This window comes from Pseudomonas sp. KU43P (assembly GCF_033095865.1).
Classification (GTDB): Bacteria; Pseudomonadota; Gammaproteobacteria; order Pseudomonadales; family Pseudomonadaceae; genus Aquipseudomonas.
The window spans coordinates 1,304,615-1,322,368 of record NZ_AP019365.1 but is presented as its reverse complement, the minus strand read 5'-3'; the positions used below and the strand labels follow the sequence as shown (position 1 = coordinate 1,322,368).

Sequence of the window (17,754 nt, the reverse complement as noted above, 5' to 3'; positions counted from 1 at the left end):
CTCCCACAAAGAGGTAGCGGTGATCCTGTGGGAGCCGGCTTGCCGGCGATTGGCCCGCAAAGCGGGCCCGGCAACTTCAGCGACGCCCAGCCCAACGCTGGCGCAACCACTCCAGGTCTTCCGGCCGGGTCACCTTGATATTGTCGCTGCGCCCTTCGATCAACCGCGGCGCCTGCCCGGACCATTCGATGGCAGAGGCCTCGTCGGTCACCACCACATCGGACACCAGGCACTCGGCCAGGGCCCGGTGCAAGGCGCCCAGGCGGAACATCTGTGGCGTATAGGCCTGCCAGATGGTGCTGCGGTCCACCGTGGCGCTGACACGCCCCTTGGCATCCGCACGCTTGAGCGTATCCCGGGCAGGCACTGCCAAGAGCCCCCCAACCGGATCGTCAGCCAAATCCGACAACAAACGGTCAAGATCCGTGCGCGCCAGGTTCGGCCGCGCCGCATCGTGAACCAGCACCCAGTCGCTGTCCGCTGCCCCCTGGGCATGCAGCAGCAGCAAGGCATTCAACACCGAATCGGCGCGCTCACGCCCACCCGGGGCACACTGGATGCGCGGATCGCTGGCGCAGCGCAGGCCCGGCCAATAAGGGTCGTCTTCGGCAATGCTGACCACCACGCCCTTGAGCGTGGGATGGCCAAGAAAACAGTCGAGACTGTGCTCGAGAATCGTCTGTCCGGCCAGCTCCAGGTATTGCTTGGGGCGGTCGGCAGCCATGCGGGCACCAACGCCCGCGGCAGGAATCACGGCCCAGAAGGCCGGTAGCATTTCATTCATTTTTGCGGCAGCTGGAAGAGGGTTTCGCCCTCTTTGACCATTCCCAATTCATGACGAGCCCGTTCTTCCACGGTCTCCATACCTTTCTTCAGCTCCAGCACCTCGGCGTCGAGCACGCGGTTACGTTCCAGCAGCCGCTCGTTCTCGGCATGCTGCTCGTCGATCTGCTGCTTGAGCTCTGCCACTTGCGCCAGGCTGCCGTTACCCACCCAAAGGCGGTACTGCAGGCCACCGAGCAGCAGGAGCAGGACAAGGAACAACCAATAGGGACTGCGCATCAAGGTATCCAGGTTAAAAAGACCGCCGCACCGGGCAGGTCTCAAATAGCACGAAGCCTGGCCGAGGCCAGGCTTCGTCGACAGAAACCCGCTTGAAGCGTCGGAAATTTCAGCACGAAAGTTCCGACAGCCTCGGCTGCTGTCTTTTTACCATCTCTTGCTTAGCCGCGAAACTCGGCACGACCACGGTAAACCGCTTTGGCGCCCAGTTGCTCTTCGATGCGCAGCAGCTGGTTGTACTTGGAAACGCGGTCGGAGCGGCACAGCGAGCCAGTCTTGATCTGGCCGGCAGCGGTACCCACGGCCAGGTCGGCAATGGTCGAGTCTTCGGTTTCACCGGAACGGTGCGAGATCACCGCGGTGTAGCCGGCAGCCTTGGCCATCTGGATGGCTTCCAGGGTTTCGGTCAGCGAGCCGATCTGGTTGAACTTGATCAGGATCGAGTTACCAATGCCCTTCTCGATGCCTTCCTTGAGGATCTTGGTGTTGGTCACGAACAGGTCGTCACCGACCAGCTGCACCTTTTCACCGATCTTGTCGGTCAGGATCTTCCAGCCAGCCCAGTCGGACTCGTCCAGGCCGTCTTCGATCGAGATGATCGGGAAGCGCTCGGTCAGGCCTTTCAGGTAGTCGGCGAAACCTTCGGCGTCGAACGACTTGCCTTCACCGGACAGGTTGTACTTGCCGTCTTCGTAGAATTCGGAAGCCGCGCAGTCCAGGGCCAGGGTTACGTCGGTGCCCAGCTTGTAGCCCGCTTTTTCCACGGCTTCGGCGATGGCGCCCAGAGCGTCTTCGTTGGAGGCCAAGTTCGGGGCGAAGCCACCTTCGTCACCTACGGCAGTGTTCAGGCCACGGGCCTTCAGCACGGCTTTGAGGTGGTGGAAGATTTCAGTACCCATGCGCAGGCCGTCGGAGAAGGTCTTGGCGCCAACCGGCTGCACCATGAACTCTTGGATATCGACGTTGTTGTCGGCGTGCTCGCCGCCGTTGATGATGTTCATCATCGGAACCGGCATCGAGTACTGGCCCGGAGTGCCGTTGAGGTTGGCGATGTGCGCGTAAAGCGGCAAATCCTGGTCCTGGGCAGCGGCCTTGGCGGCAGCCAGGGAAACGGCCAGGATGGCGTTGGCGCCCAGCTTGGCCTTGTTCTCGGTACCGTCCAGTTCGATCATGGCGCGGTCCAGGGCCTTCTGATCGGAAGGGTCCTTGCCCAGCAGCAGGTCACGGATCGGGCCGTTGATGTTGGCAACTGCCTTCAGCACGCCCTTGCCCAGGTAACGGCTCTTGTCGCCATCACGCAGCTCCAGCGCTTCGCGCGAGCCGGTGGAAGCACCGGACGGCGCGCACGCGCTGCCGATGATGCCGTTGTCGAGCAGTACATCGGCTTCCACGGTGGGGTTGCCACGCGAATCGAGAACTTCACGACCTTTGATGTCGACGATTTTTGCCATTGTTGTAAGCACTCCAGAATTGACGAAAACAACGCAGCTTTAGGAAATTCTTGCCTTGTGCCAGGCGAATATGCAGCAGGCAGGCCTGGCAGAAGCAGCCCCTGACCGGCAGGTCAGGGGCAGAACGGGCGGTACTTTACCCGAGAAATGAGCTTTGCGCGGTTTCTACCGTCGGAAAACTCATCAAAGCCTGGGCTCAGGCCTTGCTCTTCTGGGCCAAGGCGGCCTTGACGAAGCCGCTGAACAGCGGGTGGCCGTCACGTGGAGTCGAGGTGAACTCCGGGTGGAACTGGCAAGCCACGAACCATGGATGATCCTTGGACTCGACCACTTCAACCAGCGCACCGTCTTCGGAACGACCGGAAACCACCAGGCCGGCGTCGACCAGTTGTGGCAGCAGGTTGTTGTTGACTTCGTAGCGGTGGCGGTGACGCTCGGTGATCACGTCCTTGCCGTAGCAGTCGTGCACTTTCGAGCCGGCAGCCAGCTGGCAGTCCTGCGCGCCCAGGCGCATGGTGCCGCCCAGGTCGGAGGCTTCGGTACGGGTCTCGACGGCACCGGTGGCATCGGCCCACTCGGTAATCAGGCCCACGACCGGGTGGCCGCTGTTGCGGTCGAACTCGGTGGAGTTGGCGTCTTTCCAGCCCATTACGTTACGGGCGAACTCGATCACGGCAACCTGCATGCCCAGGCAGATACCCAGGTACGGCACCTTGTTCTCACGGGCGTACTGCACCGCGGTGATCTTGCCTTCCACACCGCGCAGGCCGAAACCACCTGGTACCAGGATGGCGTCAGCGCCTTCCAGCAGGCTGGTGCCCTGGTTCTCGATGTCTTCCGAGTCGATGTAGCGCAGGTTGACCTTGGTACGGTTGGTGATACCGGCGTGGCTCATCGCTTCGATCAGCGACTTGTACGCATCCAGCAGCTCCATGTACTTGCCGACCATGGCGATGGTCACTTCGTGCTCAGGGTTGAGCTTGGCATCGACCACCTTGTCCCATTCGGACAGGTCGGCGCCATTGCACTGCAGGCCGAAGCGCTCGACGACGAAGTCGTCCAGGCCCTGAGCGTGCAGTACACCCGGGATCTTGTAGATGGTGTCGACGTCTTCCAGGGAGATGACCGCACGCTCTTCGACGTTGGTGAACAACGCGATCTTGCGGCGCGACGAGGCATCGACCGGGTGGTCGGAACGGCAGATCAGCACGTCAGGCTGCAGGCCGATGGAGCGCAGCTCCTTCACCGAGTGCTGGGTCGGCTTGGTCTTGGTCTCGCCAGCGGTGGCGATGTACGGCACCAGCGTCAGGTGCATCAGCATGGCGCGCTTGGAGCCCACTTCGACACGCAGCTGGCGGATTGCCTCGAGGAACGGCTGCGACTCGATGTCACCCACGGTACCGCCGATTTCCACCAGGGCCACGTCGGCATCGCCAGCGCCCTTGATGATGCGACGCTTGATCTCGTCGGTGATGTGCGGGATGACCTGGATGGTCGCGCCCAGGTAGTCACCACGACGCTCCTTGCGCAGCACGTGCTCGTAGATACGGCCCGTGGTGAAGTTGTTGTTCTGGGTCATGGTGGTGCGGATGAACCGCTCGTAGTGGCCCAGGTCAAGGTCGGTCTCGGCGCCGTCGTGGGTGACGAACACCTCACCGTGCTGGAACGGGCTCATGGTGCCAGGATCGACGTTGATGTACGGATCCAGCTTGAGCATGGTGACCTTGAGCCCCCGCGCTTCCAGGATGGCCGCCAGGGAAGCCGAGGCAATGCCTTTCCCCAATGAAGAAACAACACCGCCCGTGACGAATATGTAGCGCGTCATGAAAAACCCTAGAAGTCTGCGTTAAGGCGGCCAGCGCCGCCGGAGAAAGCGAAGGAAGGCCGAAGCCCCCGATCACCTGCGTCAATCACAGTGCATCTCGAAAAACTGCCGCGTCTGTACAGACCAGGGGAATCCCCGGCATGGAGCTCGCTCGTCATTTTAAGAATCAGCCCAGCAAAAAACTGCTTGGTAATCGGCAACTCCTGTGTTTTCGCGGAACCCACAGAAGTTGTATCAAGAAGGGAGGGTAGTCTACCGGAATGTACCCTTCAGCTCAAACCTTGCGCGTTCGTCGGCGGCACCCAGTGAAGCTGGCAATCCGCCTGCCCGAGTGCGGGTAGGTTGGCCACCGCCAGCAACTGATCGCCGCGGTACAGCAACGGCAGCCGCGGACGCACGAAATGCGGCACCTGCAACTCGTTGAGCAAGCGCTTGAGATCGCGCCGGCCACGCCCGGCAACGTCCAGCGTTTCGCCGCCCTGGCGGTAGGCAATATGCAGATCGCCCACGGGGCGCCCCTGCAGCTGGACACTGCCGTTGCCAGGCAGCGGCAGCGGTATTTCAGGCTGGAGCCAGCGCTGCGGCCCTGCGGTAGGCTGCAGCCAATCACCACTCAACCACCAGATCCGACCGTGACTGCGCAGCAGGCGACCGTCTGTCAGCTGCCAGACCGGCTGGGTATCTATTGCAGCATCACGCAGGTCCGCCCAGCCAGCCCAATGGCGGGCGTCGGGCAACCGGGTGCGCTGGCTGAGCCAATACTGCAACACATTGCGCTGACGCGCCGGCGATAACCCGGCAAGGGCCGCCAGGTCGAGGGAGTCCAGCCCGGGCCAGGCGCTGGGGGCGCCCTCCTCGGCAGTTGCCAGGTCATTCTCCGCCAGCTCATCGAGCAGCCCCTGTGCTTCACCCAGGTGCTCGGCGCAGCGGGCCAGGTTCCCGCTGGCCTGCGGCCAACGTTGCTGGAGCAGCGGGAACACGTCGTTGCGCAGGAAGTTACGGGCAAAAGCCGTGTCGCGGTTGGACGGGTCTTCGATCCAGACCAACCCATGGGTTTGTGCATAGTCATGCAATTGCTGGCGTGAACACGTCAGCAGCGGCCTGGCCAGATAACCCTGCCCCATCTGACGCTGTGTGGGCATAGCCGCCAGGCCACGCAGGCCGGTGCCCCGCAGCAGGCGAAAGAGCAGGGTTTCTGCCTGGTCTTCGCGGTGCTGGCCGGTGAACAGCACGTCACCGGGGCCGATGATGCGCTCAAATGCCGCATAGCGCGCATCGCGAGCGGCCTGTTCGAGACTGGCGCCGGGAGCGACCTGGACGTGGACGACGCGGAGTTCGATGCCCAGGCGCTCGCAGACCGCCTTGCAGTGGGCTGGCCAGGTATCGGCGGCAGGTTGCAGGCCGTGGTGGATGTGGATGGCGTGCAGGGGGGGCGTGGCGTGGCGGCGGGCGTGATCGGCCAGTAGGTGCAGGAGGACGGTGGAGTCGAGGCCGCCGGAGAAGGCGATGTACCAGGCGGGGGCGTTGAGCCAGGGGGTGAGGTTGATCATGGGGCCTCACAGGGTTTGAGATGGCCGGGGCGCGTTGCACCCCGATCGCCGGCAAGCCGGCTCCCACAATGTACGCGTCGCCGCTGATTTCTGTGGGAGCCGGCTTGCCGGCGATCGGGCCGCAGGGCGGCCCTGGCCTTCTATCAGAGGCCGTAGCTCATCAGGCGCTCATAGCGACGGGCCAATAGCGCGTCGTTGTCGAACTTGCCGAGCATGTCCAGCTGCTGCACCAGGTCGGCACGAATGCTTTCGGACATCTTCGCCGGGTCACGGTGGGCGCCGCCCAGCGGCTCCTGGATGACCTTGTCGACGATGTTCAGGCTCTTGAGGCGCTCGGCGGTGATGCCCATGGCCTCGGCAGCATCGGCAGCCTTGTCGGCGGTCTTCCACAGGATCGAGGCACAACCTTCCGGCGAGATCACCGAGTAGGTGGAGTACTGCAGCATGTTCAGCTGGTCGCACACGCCGATGGCCAGCGCACCGCCGGAACCACCTTCACCGATCACGGTAGCGATGATCGGGGTTTTAAGGCGCGCCATGACGCGCAGGTTCCAGGCAATCGCTTCGCTCTGGTTGCGCTCTTCGGCGTCGATGCCCGGGTAGGCGCCCGGGGTGTCGATGAAGGTCAGGATCGGCATCTTGAAGCGCTCGGCCATCTCCATCAGGCGGCAGGCCTTGCGGTAGCCTTCAGGGCGCGGCATGCCGAAGTTGCGGCGCACCTTTTCGCGCACTTCACGGCCTTTCTGATGGCCGATCACCATGACTGGCTTGCCGTCCAGACGCGCTGTACCGCCGACGATGGCGGCATCGTCGGAGAAGTGGCGGTCGCCGTGCAGCTCTTCGAATTCGGTGAAGATGTGCTCCAGGTAGTCCAACGTGTATGGACGACGTGGATGACGAGCCAGGCGCGCGATCTGCCAGCTGGTCAGGTTGCCGAAGATACTTTCGGTCAGGGTGTTGCTCTTGTCTTGCAGACGGGCAATTTCATCGCTGATGTTCAGCGAGTTGTCGTTGCCCACCAGGCGCAGCCCTTCGATCTTGGCTTGCAGGTCGGCAATCGGCTGTTCGAAATCGAGAAAATTCGGGTTCATAGTCATCCGTCTTGGGTCTACGGCCAGGCGGCCGGCCGGTTGATCCGTTTGGCGCCCTACCTTAAGGGATCAGGCGCATTCAGGTCGAGATTAAATTTCGTCGGTTCAACGATATTGCAGGAAGACGTTCTCACGCCCGAACTGGTCACGCAGCGCCTGAATCAGGCCGTCGGCAGGGTCGATCGACCATTGATCGCCAAATTGCAGCATGGCCTTGGCATCGCTGCCGGTGTATTCGAGGGTGATCGGGCAACCACCGCGGTGGCGGGTGATCAGCTCGCCCAGCCAGTTCAGGCGATCGCCCTTGAGGGCATCATGGGCCACCTTCAGGCGAAGGCTCTCGGCCAGCTTGGTGCGGGCATCTTCCATGGTCATCACCTGCTTCACGCGCAGGCGCAGGCCACCGGAGAAATCGTCGTTGCTGACCTCTCCTTCCACCACCACCATTGCATCATTTTGCAACAATGCCTGGGCGCCCATGAAGGCATCGGCGAACAGCGATGCCTCGATGCGCCCGGAGCGGTCGTCGAGGGTGACGAAGCCCATCTTGTCGCCCTTCTTGTTCTTCATCACCCGCAGGGCAATGATCATGCCGGCGATGGTCTGCGTCTCGCGCGATGGTTTCAGGTCGATGATGCGTTGGCGAGCGAAGCGGCGGATTTCACCTTCATACTCATCGATCGGGTGACCGGTCAGGTATACGCCGAGGGTGTCCTTCTCGCCCTTCAAGCGCTCCTTGAGGGTCAGCTCGCGCACCTTGCGATGGTTGGCATAGACATCGGAGTCTTCCTCGACGAACAAGCCGCCGAACAGGTCGACGTGACCGCTGTCAGCCGTGCGTGCAGTTTGCTCGGCAGCCTTGATGGCCTCTTCCAGGGCCGAGAGCAAGGTCGCACGGTTGATGTCGATGCTGGCGTGGTAGGCCTTGATCTCGTCATGGAAGTGCGGGCCGAGGCGATCCAGCGCGCCACTGCGTATCAGCGCATCGAGGGTACGCTTGTTGACCCGCTTGAGGTCGACGCGCTCGCAGAAGTCGAACAGGTCCTTGAATGGCCCACCCTGGGCGCGCGCTTCGACGATGGCTTCCACCGGGCCTTCACCGACACCTTTGATAGCGCCCAGGCCATAGATGATGCGGCCGTCGTCGTTGACCGTGAACTTGAACTCGGAGGCGTTCACGTCGGGTGCATCGAGGCGCAGCTTCATGCTGCGCACTTCCTCGATCAGCACCACCACCTTGTCGGTGTTGTGCATGTCCGCAGACAGCACCGCGGCCATGAACGGCGCTGGGTAGTGGGTCTTCAGCCACGCCGTCTGGTAGGAGACCAGGCCGTAGGCGGCGGAGTGAGACTTGTTGAAGCCGTAACCGGCGAACTTCTCCACCAGGTCGAAAATGTTACCGGCCAGGTCCGCTTCGATATTGTTGGCGACACAACCTTCGATGAAACCGCCGCGCTGCTTGGCCATTTCCTCGGGCTTTTTCTTGCCCATGGCCCGGCGCAGCATGTCAGCGCCACCGAGGGTGTAACCGGCCATGACCTGGGCAATCTGCATCACCTGTTCCTGGTACAGGATGATGCCGTAGGTCGGAGCCAGTACAGGCTTGAGGCCTTCGTACTGGTAATCGGAGTGCGGGTAGGCCAGTTCGGCGCGGCCGTGCTTGCGGTTGATGAAGTCGTCCACCATGCCCGACTGCAGCGGGCCGGGGCGGAACAGCGCCACGAGTGCGATGAGGTCTTCCAGGCAGTCGGGCTTGAGCTTCTTGATCAGCTCTTTCATGCCGCGCGATTCAAGCTGGAACACCGCCGTGGTTTCGGCCTTCTGCAGCAGCTCGTAGGTCTTGCGGTCATCCAGCGGTATGAAGTCGATATTGACGTCGGGCAGGTTGTTCTTGGCCTGCTCGCGGTTGATCGTCTCCATCGCCCACTTGATGATGGTCAGGGTTCGCAGGCCGAGGAAGTCGAACTTGACCAGGCCGGCGGCCTCCACGTCATCCTTGTCGAACTGGGTTACCAAGCCGCCGCCCTCTTCGTCGCAGGCGATCGGCGAAAAATCGGTCAGCTTGGTGGGTGCGATAACCACACCACCGGCGTGCTTGCCGGTACCGCGGGTGACACCCTCGAGCTTGAGCGCCATGTCCCAGATTTCCCGGGCATCTTCGTCGCCCTTGAGGAAGTCGCGCAGAATCTCTTCCTGCTCGTATGCCTTCTCCAGGGTCATCCCCACTTCGAACGGGATCATCTTCGACAGACGGTCAGCCAGACCGTATGACTTGCCCTGCACCCGCGCCACGTCGCGCACCACCGCCTTAGCGGCCATGGTGCCGAAGGTGATGATCTGGCTGACCGCGTTGCGGCCGTAGGCTTCGGCCACGTAGTCGATCACCCGGTCACGGCCATCCATGCAGAAGTCGACGTCGAAGTCGGGCATGGAAATACGTTCAGGGTTGAGGAAGCGCTCGAACAGCAGGTCGTAGGCCAGCGGGTCGAGGTCGGTGATCTTCAGCACGTAGGCCACCAGGGAACCTGCGCCCGACCCACGGCCAGGGCCGACCGGTACCCCGTTGTTCTTGGCCCATTTGATGAAGTCCATCACGATCAGGAAGTAACCGGGGAAACCCATCTGGATGATGATGTCCAGTTCGAACTTCAGGCGGTCGAGATAGACCTGGCGCTTCTCTTCGTAATTGGGCGTGGTCTCTTTCGGCCAGAGTACCGCCAGACGCTCTTCAAGGCCTTCGTGGGAGACATGACGCAAGTAGTCGTCGATGCCCATGCCGTTGGGCGTCGGGAAGTCGGGAAGGAAGTACTTGCCCAGCTGTACCTGGATGTTGCAGCGCTTGGCAATTTCCACCGTGTTGGCAATGGCGTCTGGCAGGTCGCTGAACAGCTCGACCATCTCCTGCGCACTCTTGAGGTACTGCTGGTCGCTGTACATCCGCGGGCGACGTGGGTCGTCCAGGGTCCAGCCTTCGCCGATGCAGACGCGGCTTTCGTGGGCATCGAAGTCAGACTGCTTGATGAAGCGCACATCGTTGGTCGCCACCAGCGGCGCGCCGAGCTTGTCGGCCAGGGCCACGGCGGCATGCACGTAATCTTCGTCGCCGGCACGGTTGGTGCGCTGCAGTTCGACGTAGAAGCGCTGTGGGAACATGCCCATCCAGTCGCGCAGCAGTGCTTCGGCCTCATCGTTGCGGCCGGCCATCAGTGCCTGGCCGATGTCGCCTTCCTTGCCCGCAGACAGGGCAATAAGCCCCTCGCTGGCCGGTGCGATCCATTCGCGCTGGAGAATCACCAACCCATTGCGCTGGCCGTCAGTCCAGCCACGCGAAATCAACTCGGTGAGGTTGCGGTAGCCCTTCGGGTCCATGGCCAGGAAACAGATGCGCGACAGCGGCGCCTCCGGGTCGGCCCCGGCCAGCCACAGGTCGGCACCGCAGATCGGCTTGACCCCGGCGCCCATGGCGGTCTTGTAGAACTTCACCAGCGAGCACATGTTGCTCTGGTCGGTGATCGCCACCGCCGGCATGTTCATCCCCGCCAGCGCCTTGGCCAGCGGCTTGATCCGCACCAGGCCGTCGACCAGCGAGAATTCGGAGTGGACGCGCAGGTGAACGAAGGGAACCGACATGGATGATCCTGTAGCAGTGCTGAACGACAAGGGCGGGATTGTAGCGTAAATGCGAAGGGGGGGTTGGGGCCGCCAAGCGGCCCCAGACACTAGATCAGGGAGTCGGTAACGCCCTCACGGGCTTCCCATGCGGCACGTACCGGTGCAAACGAGCGCCGATGAATCGGCGTAGGGCCCAACCGCGCCAGGGCTTCCAGATGCACCGGCGTCGGATACCCCTTGTGCCCCCCGATCCCATACCCCGGATAGATCAGCTCGAATGCGCTCATCTCCCGGTCACGGGTCACCTTGGCCAGGATCGACGCAGCAGCGATCGCCGGTACCTGACTGTCACCTTTGACCACCGGCGCCGCCGGCACTGCCAGCTTGGGGCAGCGGTTACCGTCAATCAGGGCAAGCTTGGGTATAACGCTCAAGCCTTCTACCGCACGCTGCATGGCCAGCATGGTGGCCTGCAGAATGTTCAGGCGGTCGATTTCTTCCACCTCGGCGCGCGCAATGCAAAAGCTCAGGGCCTTTTCGCAAATTTCGTCGAACAGCGCTTCACGCTTGGCTTCGGTCAGCTTCTTCGAATCGTTCAGGCCAAGGATCGGCCGCGCCGGATCTAGAATCACGGCGGCGGTGACCACCGCGCCGCACAGCGGGCCACGGCCCACTTCATCAACACCGGCAACCAGGTCTTCGACCAGGTTGAAATCCAGTCCTATCTGCATATCAGCGAGCCTTGAGCAAAGCCAGCACCGCATCCGCCGCCTGATTGGAGGCGTCGCGGCGCAAGGTGCGGTGAATCTCGTCGAAGCGTTCGGTCTGCTGGCTGCCATCAGCCACCAAGGGCGCCAGGGCAGTGGCCAGGGCTTCACTGGTGGCAGCATCTTGCAGCAGCTCAGGCACCAGCTCGCGCTGAGCAAGCAAGTTCGGCAACGACACGTAGGGGCTTTTTACCAGACGCTTGAGAATCCAGTAGGTCAACGGCGCCAGTCGATAAGCCACGACCATCGGCCGCTTGTACAGCAACGCTTCCAGGGTCGCAGTACCCGAGGCGATCAGCACTGCATCGCAGGCTGCCAGGGCCAGGTGCGACTGGCCGTCGAGCAAGGTCAATGGCAGATCGCGGCCTTCGAGCATCTGTTCGATCTGCTCGCGCCGCGCGCCATTGGCACAGGGCAGCACGAAACGCACACCCGGTACCTGCTCGCGCAGCCGTTGCGCCGCATCGAGGAATAGCGCGCCTAGCCGCCCCACCTCTCCGCCACGGCTGCCAGGCATCAACGCCACCAGCGGCCCGTCGGTCAGGCCCAGGGCCTGGCGAGCTGCCTGACGGTCGGCGTCGAGCGGAATAGTATCGGCCAACGGGTGACCGACGAAACGCACGGGCACACCTTGCTCTTCATAGAAGCGCGCCTCGAAAGGCAGCAAGGTCAGCATCAGGTCGCAGCCTTCACGGATCTTCAGCACGCGCTTCTGCCGCCAGGCCCAAACCGAGGGGCTGACGTAGTGCACGGTCTTGATCCCGACCTGGCGCAGTTTCAATTCGATATTGAGCGTGAAATCGGGGGCGTCGATGCCGATGAACACATCGGGCTTTTCAGCGATCAGCGTCTGGATCAGATCCTTGCGCCGCTTGAGCAGTTCGCGCAGGCGTCCCAGCACTTCGACCAGGCCCATGACCGCGAGGCGCTCCATGGGGAAATACGACTGCAGGCCTTCGGCCTCCATCAGCGGCCCGCCGACGCCAATGAACCGCACATCGGGATGGCGCGCCTTGAGGGCACGCATCAAGCCGGACCCGAGAATATCGCCGCTGGCCTCACCCGCAACCAGTGCTACGCAAAGCTGCGCCATGTCAGCGAGTGATGCCGCGAGCGGAGTTCACGATGGACTGGCGGAACAGGTCGACCTCGGGGTGCTTGCCAGACAGTTCGTCCAGTTCCTTGATCGCCTCTTCGACGGTCAGGCCCTGGCGGTAGACGATTTTGTACGAGCGGCGCAAGGCGTGGATCACCTCATCGCTGAAACCGCGGCGACGCATGCCTTCGAAGTTCATGCTGCGGGCTTCGGCAGGGCTGCCGAAGACCGTGACGAATGCCGGCACGTCCTTGCCGATCGCCGTGCCCATGCCGGAAAACGCATGCGCACCGATATGGCAGTACTGGTGCACCAGGGTAAAACCGGACAGGATCGCCCAGTCACCTACGTGCACATGGCCAGCCAACGCCGTATTGTTGACCAGGATGCAGTGGTTGCCGATCACGCTGTCATGGCCGATGTGGGCATAGGCCATGATCAGGTTGTGGTCACCCAGCGTCGTTTCGTAACGGTCCTGGACCGTACCACGGTGGATGGTCACACCTTCGCGAATCACGTTGTGGTCACCAATCACCAGACGCGTCGGCTCGCCCTTGTACTTGAGGTCCGGGGTGTCTTCGCCAATCGAGGAAAACTGGTAGATGCGGTTGTGCTTGCCAATCCGCGTCGGGCCCTTGAGCACCACGTGAGGGCCAATGACCGTGCCCTCGCCGATTTCCACGTCAGGGCCGACAATCGACCACGGGCCAACCTCGACACCCGCGGCCAGCTTGGCCGAGGGGTCGATGATCGCCCGTGGGTCAATCGAACTCATAGGGAGCGTTCCGCACAGGTGATTTCTGCCGAGCACACTGGCTTGCCGTCGACCAGGGCGCGACACTCGAATTTCCAGATCATGCTCTTGCGGCTGAGGAACTTGGCTTCCAGCACCAGCTGGTCACCCGGCAGCACCGGCTGGCGGAAACGCAGCTTGTCGGAGCCGACGAAGTAGTACAGGGTGCCATCGGCGGGCTTGGCATCAAGCATCTTGAAACCAAGGATACCGGCCGCCTGGGCCATCGCTTCGATGATCAGAACGCCCGGCATGATCGGGTGCGCCGGGAAATGGCCATTGAAGAACGGCTCGTTGATGCTGACATTCTTGTAGGCACGAATGCTCTGGGCCTCGAAATCCAGGTCCGTCACGCGATCCACCAGCAGGAACGGGTAACGGTGAGGCAGGTATTCGCGAATCTCGTTGATGTCCATCATTTCGGGGGGAAGCCTGTAATAAGAATAGGGAGCGCAGGTGCTGACCACACGCTCCTTTTGCAATCCAAAGAGGAGCCAGCTAGCGACTGTTCACTCTTGCTCAGGAAAATGGTATCAGCCTTCTGATGTCGGCTGGCCACCTGAGGTCACGGTATCGACACGTTTTTCCAGCTGCTGGAGACGCTTGGACATGTCGTCCAGCTGGCGGATACGCGCGGCGCTCTTGCGCCAGTCAGCCAACGGCTGCATGGCAGTGCCGGAAGAATAGGCGCCCGGTTCGGTGATCGAACGGGTCACCATGGTCATCCCGGACACGAATACGTTGTCGCACACATCGATGTGGCCGACCATACCGACGCCGCCGGCGATGGTACAGTGCTTGCCGATGCGCGTACTGCCGGAAATCCCGACGCAAGCGGCCATGGCAGTGTGCTCACCGATCTGCACGTTGTGGGCGATCTGGATCTGGTTGTCGAGCTTGACCCCGTCGGCGATCCGCGTATCGGACAGCGCGCCACGGTCGACGGCGGTGTTGACGCCGATTTCCACGTCATCACCGAGGGTGACGCCGCCGATCTGGGCAATCTTACGCCACACGCCTTTCTCATTGGCGAAACCGAAGCCCTCGCCACCGATCACTGCGCCCGACTGAATGACCACCCGCTTGCCGATGGTCACGTCGTGATACAACGTGACCCGCGGTGCCAGCCAGCCACCTTCACCCACCACGCAGCGAGCACCGATCACGCAATGCGCGCCGATGCTGACGTTGGCGCCGATGCGCGCACCGCTCTCGATGACCGCGAACGGCCCGATGCTGGCGCTGGCGTCCACCTGGGCATCTTCGGCAACCACGGCGCTGGGATGAATACCCGCCTCAGCCTTGGGCTTGGGATCGAACAGGTGAGAAATGCGTGCGTACGCCAGGTACGGGTCGGGCACGATCAGCGCATTGCCGGCAAAGCCTTCGGCATCCGCAGCCTTGAGCAGCACCGCAGCAGCCTGGCTGTTATCCAGGTATTTGCGGTATTGCGGGTTGGCAAGGAAGCTCAATTGACCGGGGCCAGCCTCTTGCAAGGTGGCCAGGCCGGTAATCTGCAGCGCCTCGGGGCCTTGGAGAGTGGCCCCGAGGGCCTCGGCCAGCTGGCCGAGCGTCATGGTCACGGTCATATCAACGGGCTTGGTTCATACGCTCGATGACCTGGCGGGTGATGTCGTACTGAGGCTTGACATCGATGACCGCGCCACGCTCGAGAACCAGGTCGTAACCGCCCTTCTTGATCACTTCCTCGACGGCACCGTCGAGCTTGGGCTTGAGCTGCTTGAGCATGTCGCGGTCTGCAACGGCCTTGGCTTCGTTCAGCTCCTTGGACTGGAACTGGAAGTCGCGGGCTTTCTGCTTGAACTCGAGCTCCAGACGCTCACGCTCCGGCTGCGCCATCTTGTCGCCGCCTTTGATCAAACGGTCCTGGATGCCTTTGGCACTGCTTTCCAGGCCTTTGAGCTTGGTCAGCTGCGGGCCGAACTTCTTCTCGGCATCGACCGCATACTTCTTGGCGGCATCGGATTCGAGCAGGGCCATCTGGTAGTTCAGAACGGCAACCTTCATTTCGGCGAAAGCCGGGGTGGCGACCAGCGCCGCGGCCACTACGGCCAGTTGAGTCAACTTACGCACGATGCACTCCTGGATAAACCGTTGTCGTTAAGCAAGGGCCGACCTTAGAAGGTCTGGCCCAGAGAGAATTGGAACACCTGGGTATCGGCATCGTCCGGCTTCTTCACCGGCATTGCCAGGCTGAAGCTCAACGGGCCCAGGGCCGTGATCCAGGTGACGCCCAGGCCGACCGAACTGGCCATGCCCGAGAAGCCGACCTTCTCGCAATCCGGCTTGCTGCCGCAATTGGTGTCGAACACGTTACCCACGTCCCAGAACACGGAAGTGCGCAGGGAACGCTGGTCCTTGACGAACGGCAGCGGGAACAGCAACTCGACGCCACCTTGCACCAGCACGTTGCCACCGAACGGCAGCGGATCCTGATCCGGGTCGGCAATGGTGCCAGGGTTCTTGCCGGTACTAGGCGTGCTGCGTGGGCCCAGGCTGCTGTCCTTGAAGCCACGGACAGAGTTGAAGCCACCCGCGTAGTAGTTCTCGTAGAACGGCAGGCCGGAAGTACCACCGAAACCATCACCATAGCCCAGTTCGGTGTGCAGGCGCAGGGTGTAGTTATTGGTGATCGGCTTGAACAACTGGCCACGGTAGTCGAGCTTGTAGAACGACAGGTCGCTGCCAGGAATGGTCGATTCCAGGGTCAGACTCTGGGAGTGACCACGGGTCGCCAGCACACCTTTGTTCAGGGTCGATTCGGACCAGCCGATCGAGGCCTTGAAGTTCAGGAAGTTGTCGCCTTCTTCCTTGAGGAAATCGAAGATTTCGTCAACGGTGTACTTACCAGTCTTGATCTTGTCCTGCTGCACGCTCAGGCCATAGGTCAGGCGCGAGGTTTCGCTGATTGGGTAGCCCAGGCTCACACCTGCGCCATAGCTGTCCACCGCATAGCTGGCCACGTCGACATCGAGGTCATCGTAGTCGGTGCTGCGGTAGAAGGCGTTGTAACCCAGGCTCACACCGTCGGCGGTGAAGTAGGGATCGACGTAGCCGAAGTTGTAGCGGGTCTGGTACTCGGAACGGGTCAGGCCGATGGACACCTTGTTACCGGTACCCAGGAAGTTGCTCTGGCTGATCGAGCCACCGAGGATCAGGCCGGCGCTCTGGGCGAAACCGACGCTGGCGGTGATCGAACCGGAGGCCTGCTCCTCGACGCTGTAGTTGACGTCGACCTGGTCGTCGGTGCCAGGCACCGGCGGGGTTTCGACGTTGACTTCCTTGAAGAAGCCCAGGCGCTCGAGACGGGTCTTGGACTGGTCGATCAGGTAGGTCGAAGCCCAGCCGCCTTCCATCTGGCGCATCTCGCGACGCAGTACTTCGTCTTCGGTCTTGGTGTTGCCGCGGTAGTTGATGCGGTTGACGTAGGCACGCTTGCCCGGGTCGACCACGAACATGATGTCGACGGTGTGATCCTGGTCGTTCGGCTGTGGCACGCCGTTGACGTTGGCGAAGGTGTAACCCTCGTTACCCAGGCGACGGGTGATGAGCTCGGACGTGGTGGTCATCACCTTGCGCGAGAATACCTGGCCCGGCTGCACCAGCAGCAGTGACTTGACCTGGTCTTCCGGCACCTTGAGGTCACCGGAAAGCTTCACGTCACGGACGGTGTACTTCTCGCCTTCGTTGACGTTGACGGTGATATAGACGTGTTTCTTGTCCGGGGTGATCGACACCTGAGTGGACGCGATGTCCATGTTGATGTAACCGCGGTCCAGGTAGTAGGAACGCAGGCGCTCCAGGTCACCGGAGAGTTTTTCGCGGGCGTACTTGTCGTCGTTCTTGAAGAACGACAGCCAGTTGGTGGTCTTCAACTCGAACAGCTGCGACAGCTCTTCATCGTCGAACACGGTGTTGCCGACGATGTTGATGTGCTGGATGGCAGCGACCGTGCCTTCGTTGATCTTGATCTTCAACGCGACGCGGTTGCGCGGCTGCGGCACCACCTCGGCGTCGACTTCGGCCGAGTAGCGGCCCTGGGCCACATACTGGCGCTGCAGCTCGTTACGCACACCTTCGAGGGTGGCGCGCTGGAAGATCTCGCCTTCGGCCAGGCCCGACTGTTTCAGACCTTTCATCAGGTCTTCGGTGCTGATCGCCTTGTTGCCTTCGATCTCGATGCTCGACACCGATGGGCGTTCGACCACGTTGATGATCAGGACATTGCCGTCGCGGTTCAGCTGGATGTCCTGGAAGAAGCCGGTCTTGAACAGCGAACGGGTCGATTCCACCAGACGGCGGTCATCGGCCTGGTCGCCGACGTTGAGCGGCAAGGCACCAAAGACGCTGCCGGCGGATACCCGCTGCAGGCCGTTGACACGAATATCGGAGATGGTGAAGGACTCGGCGTGAACTTCAGCGATCATCAGTGCGGAGAGGACCGCAGTTAGCAGCAGACGTTTCATGAAGTCCTTTTATTCCAACT

The 17,754-nt window shown here is 62.0% G+C and carries 14 protein-coding genes; all 14 read right to left on the bottom strand.

Annotated features, from left to right (window positions below; all coding sequences use genetic code 11):
* Positions 1–76: 76 nt before the first annotated feature.
* Positions 77–784 (bottom strand): 2-C-methyl-D-erythritol 4-phosphate cytidylyltransferase, encoded by a 708-nt coding sequence (ispD, locus tag KU43P_RS05925; protein WP_317661497.1) that lies wholly within the window; start codon positions 782–784, stop codon positions 77–79.
* Entirely contained in the window at positions 781–1,062 is a 282-nt protein-coding gene (ftsB, locus tag KU43P_RS05920) for a cell division protein FtsB (RefSeq protein WP_023534037.1), read from the bottom strand. The genes ispD and ftsB overlap by 4 nt, the downstream gene beginning before the upstream one ends.
* Before the next feature lie 161 nt (positions 1,063–1,223).
* Complete coding sequence (eno, locus tag KU43P_RS05915; RefSeq protein WP_003252333.1) at positions 1,224–2,513, bottom strand: phosphopyruvate hydratase; 1,290 nt, start codon at positions 2,511–2,513, stop codon at positions 1,224–1,226.
* 196 nt (positions 2,514–2,709) lie between these two features.
* Positions 2,710–4,338 carry a CTP synthase gene (locus KU43P_RS05910; protein ID WP_317661492.1) on the bottom strand — a complete coding sequence of 543 codons (1,629 nt, stop codon included), beginning with the start codon at positions 4,336–4,338 and terminating at the stop codon, positions 2,710–2,712.
* 269 nt (positions 4,339–4,607) lie between these two features.
* Positions 4,608–5,888 (bottom strand): tRNA lysidine(34) synthetase TilS, encoded by a 1,281-nt coding sequence (gene tilS / locus KU43P_RS05905; protein ID WP_317661490.1) that lies wholly within the window; start codon positions 5,886–5,888, stop codon positions 4,608–4,610.
* Positions 5,889–6,031: 143 nt separating this feature from the next.
* On the bottom strand, positions 6,032–6,979 hold the full coding sequence (locus KU43P_RS05900) for an acetyl-CoA carboxylase carboxyltransferase subunit alpha (protein WP_003252323.1): 948 nt from the start codon (positions 6,977–6,979) through the stop codon (positions 6,032–6,034).
* Between the two features lie 105 nt (positions 6,980–7,084).
* Positions 7,085–10,609, bottom strand: a complete 3,525-nt coding sequence (dnaE, locus tag KU43P_RS05895; protein ID WP_317661487.1) for a DNA polymerase III subunit alpha — start codon at positions 10,607–10,609, stop codon at positions 7,085–7,087.
* An 89-nt stretch (positions 10,610–10,698) separates the two neighbouring features.
* Complete coding sequence (gene rnhB, locus KU43P_RS05890; protein ID WP_317661485.1) at positions 10,699–11,322, bottom strand: ribonuclease HII; 624 nt, start codon at positions 11,320–11,322, stop codon at positions 10,699–10,701.
* A 1-nt stretch (position 11,323) separates the two neighbouring features.
* The gene (gene lpxB, locus KU43P_RS05885; RefSeq protein WP_317661483.1) at positions 11,324–12,451 is read right to left on the bottom strand and encodes a lipid-A-disaccharide synthase; all 1,128 of its coding nucleotides are present in this window, start codon (positions 12,449–12,451) and stop codon (positions 11,324–11,326) included.
* Position 12,452: 1 nt separating this feature from the next.
* Positions 12,453–13,229, bottom strand: a complete 777-nt coding sequence (lpxA, locus tag KU43P_RS05880) for an acyl-ACP--UDP-N-acetylglucosamine O-acyltransferase (RefSeq protein WP_317661481.1) — start codon at positions 13,227–13,229, stop codon at positions 12,453–12,455.
* Complete coding sequence (gene fabZ / locus KU43P_RS05875; RefSeq protein ID WP_003252314.1) at positions 13,226–13,666, bottom strand: 3-hydroxyacyl-ACP dehydratase FabZ; 441 nt, start codon at positions 13,664–13,666, stop codon at positions 13,226–13,228. Before fabZ ends, lpxA begins: the two co-directional genes overlap by 4 nt.
* Positions 13,667–13,780: 114 nt before the next feature.
* Entirely contained in the window at positions 13,781–14,836 is a 1,056-nt protein-coding gene (gene lpxD / locus KU43P_RS05870) for a UDP-3-O-(3-hydroxymyristoyl)glucosamine N-acyltransferase (RefSeq protein WP_317661473.1), read from the bottom strand.
* Position 14,837: 1 nt separating this feature from the next.
* The gene (locus KU43P_RS05865; protein WP_317661472.1) at positions 14,838–15,341 is read right to left on the bottom strand and encodes an OmpH family outer membrane protein; all 504 of its coding nucleotides are present in this window, start codon (positions 15,339–15,341) and stop codon (positions 14,838–14,840) included.
* A gap of 44 nt (positions 15,342–15,385) precedes the next feature.
* Positions 15,386–17,734 carry an outer membrane protein assembly factor BamA gene (gene bamA, locus KU43P_RS05860; protein ID WP_176513520.1) on the bottom strand — a complete coding sequence of 783 codons (2,349 nt, stop codon included), beginning with the start codon at positions 17,732–17,734 and terminating at the stop codon, positions 15,386–15,388.
* Between the last annotated feature and the right edge of the window lie 20 nt (positions 17,735–17,754).

Coding starts and splice junctions, on each gene's coding strand:
- ispD (WP_317661497.1), bottom strand. CDS start 784: ATGAATGAAATGCTACCGGCCTTCTGGGCCGTGATTCCTGCCGCGGGC.
- ftsB (WP_023534037.1), bottom strand. CDS start 1,062: ATGCGCAGTCCCTATTGGTTGTTCCTTGTCCTGCTCCTGCTGCTCGGT.
- eno (WP_003252333.1), bottom strand. CDS start 2,513: ATGGCAAAAATCGTCGACATCAAAGGTCGTGAAGTTCTCGATTCGCGT.
- KU43P_RS05910 (WP_317661492.1), bottom strand. CDS start 4,338: ATGACGCGCTACATATTCGTCACGGGCGGTGTTGTTTCTTCATTGGGG.
- tilS (WP_317661490.1), bottom strand. CDS start 5,888: ATGATCAACCTCACCCCCTGGCTCAACGCCCCCGCCTGGTACATCGCC.
- KU43P_RS05900 (WP_003252323.1), bottom strand. CDS start 6,979: ATGAACCCGAATTTTCTCGATTTCGAACAGCCGATTGCCGACCTGCAA.
- dnaE (WP_317661487.1), bottom strand. CDS start 10,609: ATGTCGGTTCCCTTCGTTCACCTGCGCGTCCACTCCGAATTCTCGCTG.
- rnhB (WP_317661485.1), bottom strand. CDS start 11,322: ATGCAGATAGGACTGGATTTCAACCTGGTCGAAGACCTGGTTGCCGGT.
- lpxB (WP_317661483.1), bottom strand. CDS start 12,451: ATGGCGCAGCTTTGCGTAGCACTGGTTGCGGGTGAGGCCAGCGGCGAT.
- lpxA (WP_317661481.1), bottom strand. CDS start 13,229: ATGAGTTCGATTGACCCACGGGCGATCATCGACCCCTCGGCCAAGCTG.
- fabZ (WP_003252314.1), bottom strand. CDS start 13,666: ATGATGGACATCAACGAGATTCGCGAATACCTGCCTCACCGTTACCCG.
- lpxD (WP_317661473.1), bottom strand. CDS start 14,836: ATGACCGTGACCATGACGCTCGGCCAGCTGGCCGAGGCCCTCGGGGCC.
- bamA (WP_176513520.1), bottom strand. CDS start 17,734: ATGAAACGTCTGCTGCTAACTGCGGTCCTCTCCGCACTGATGATCGCT.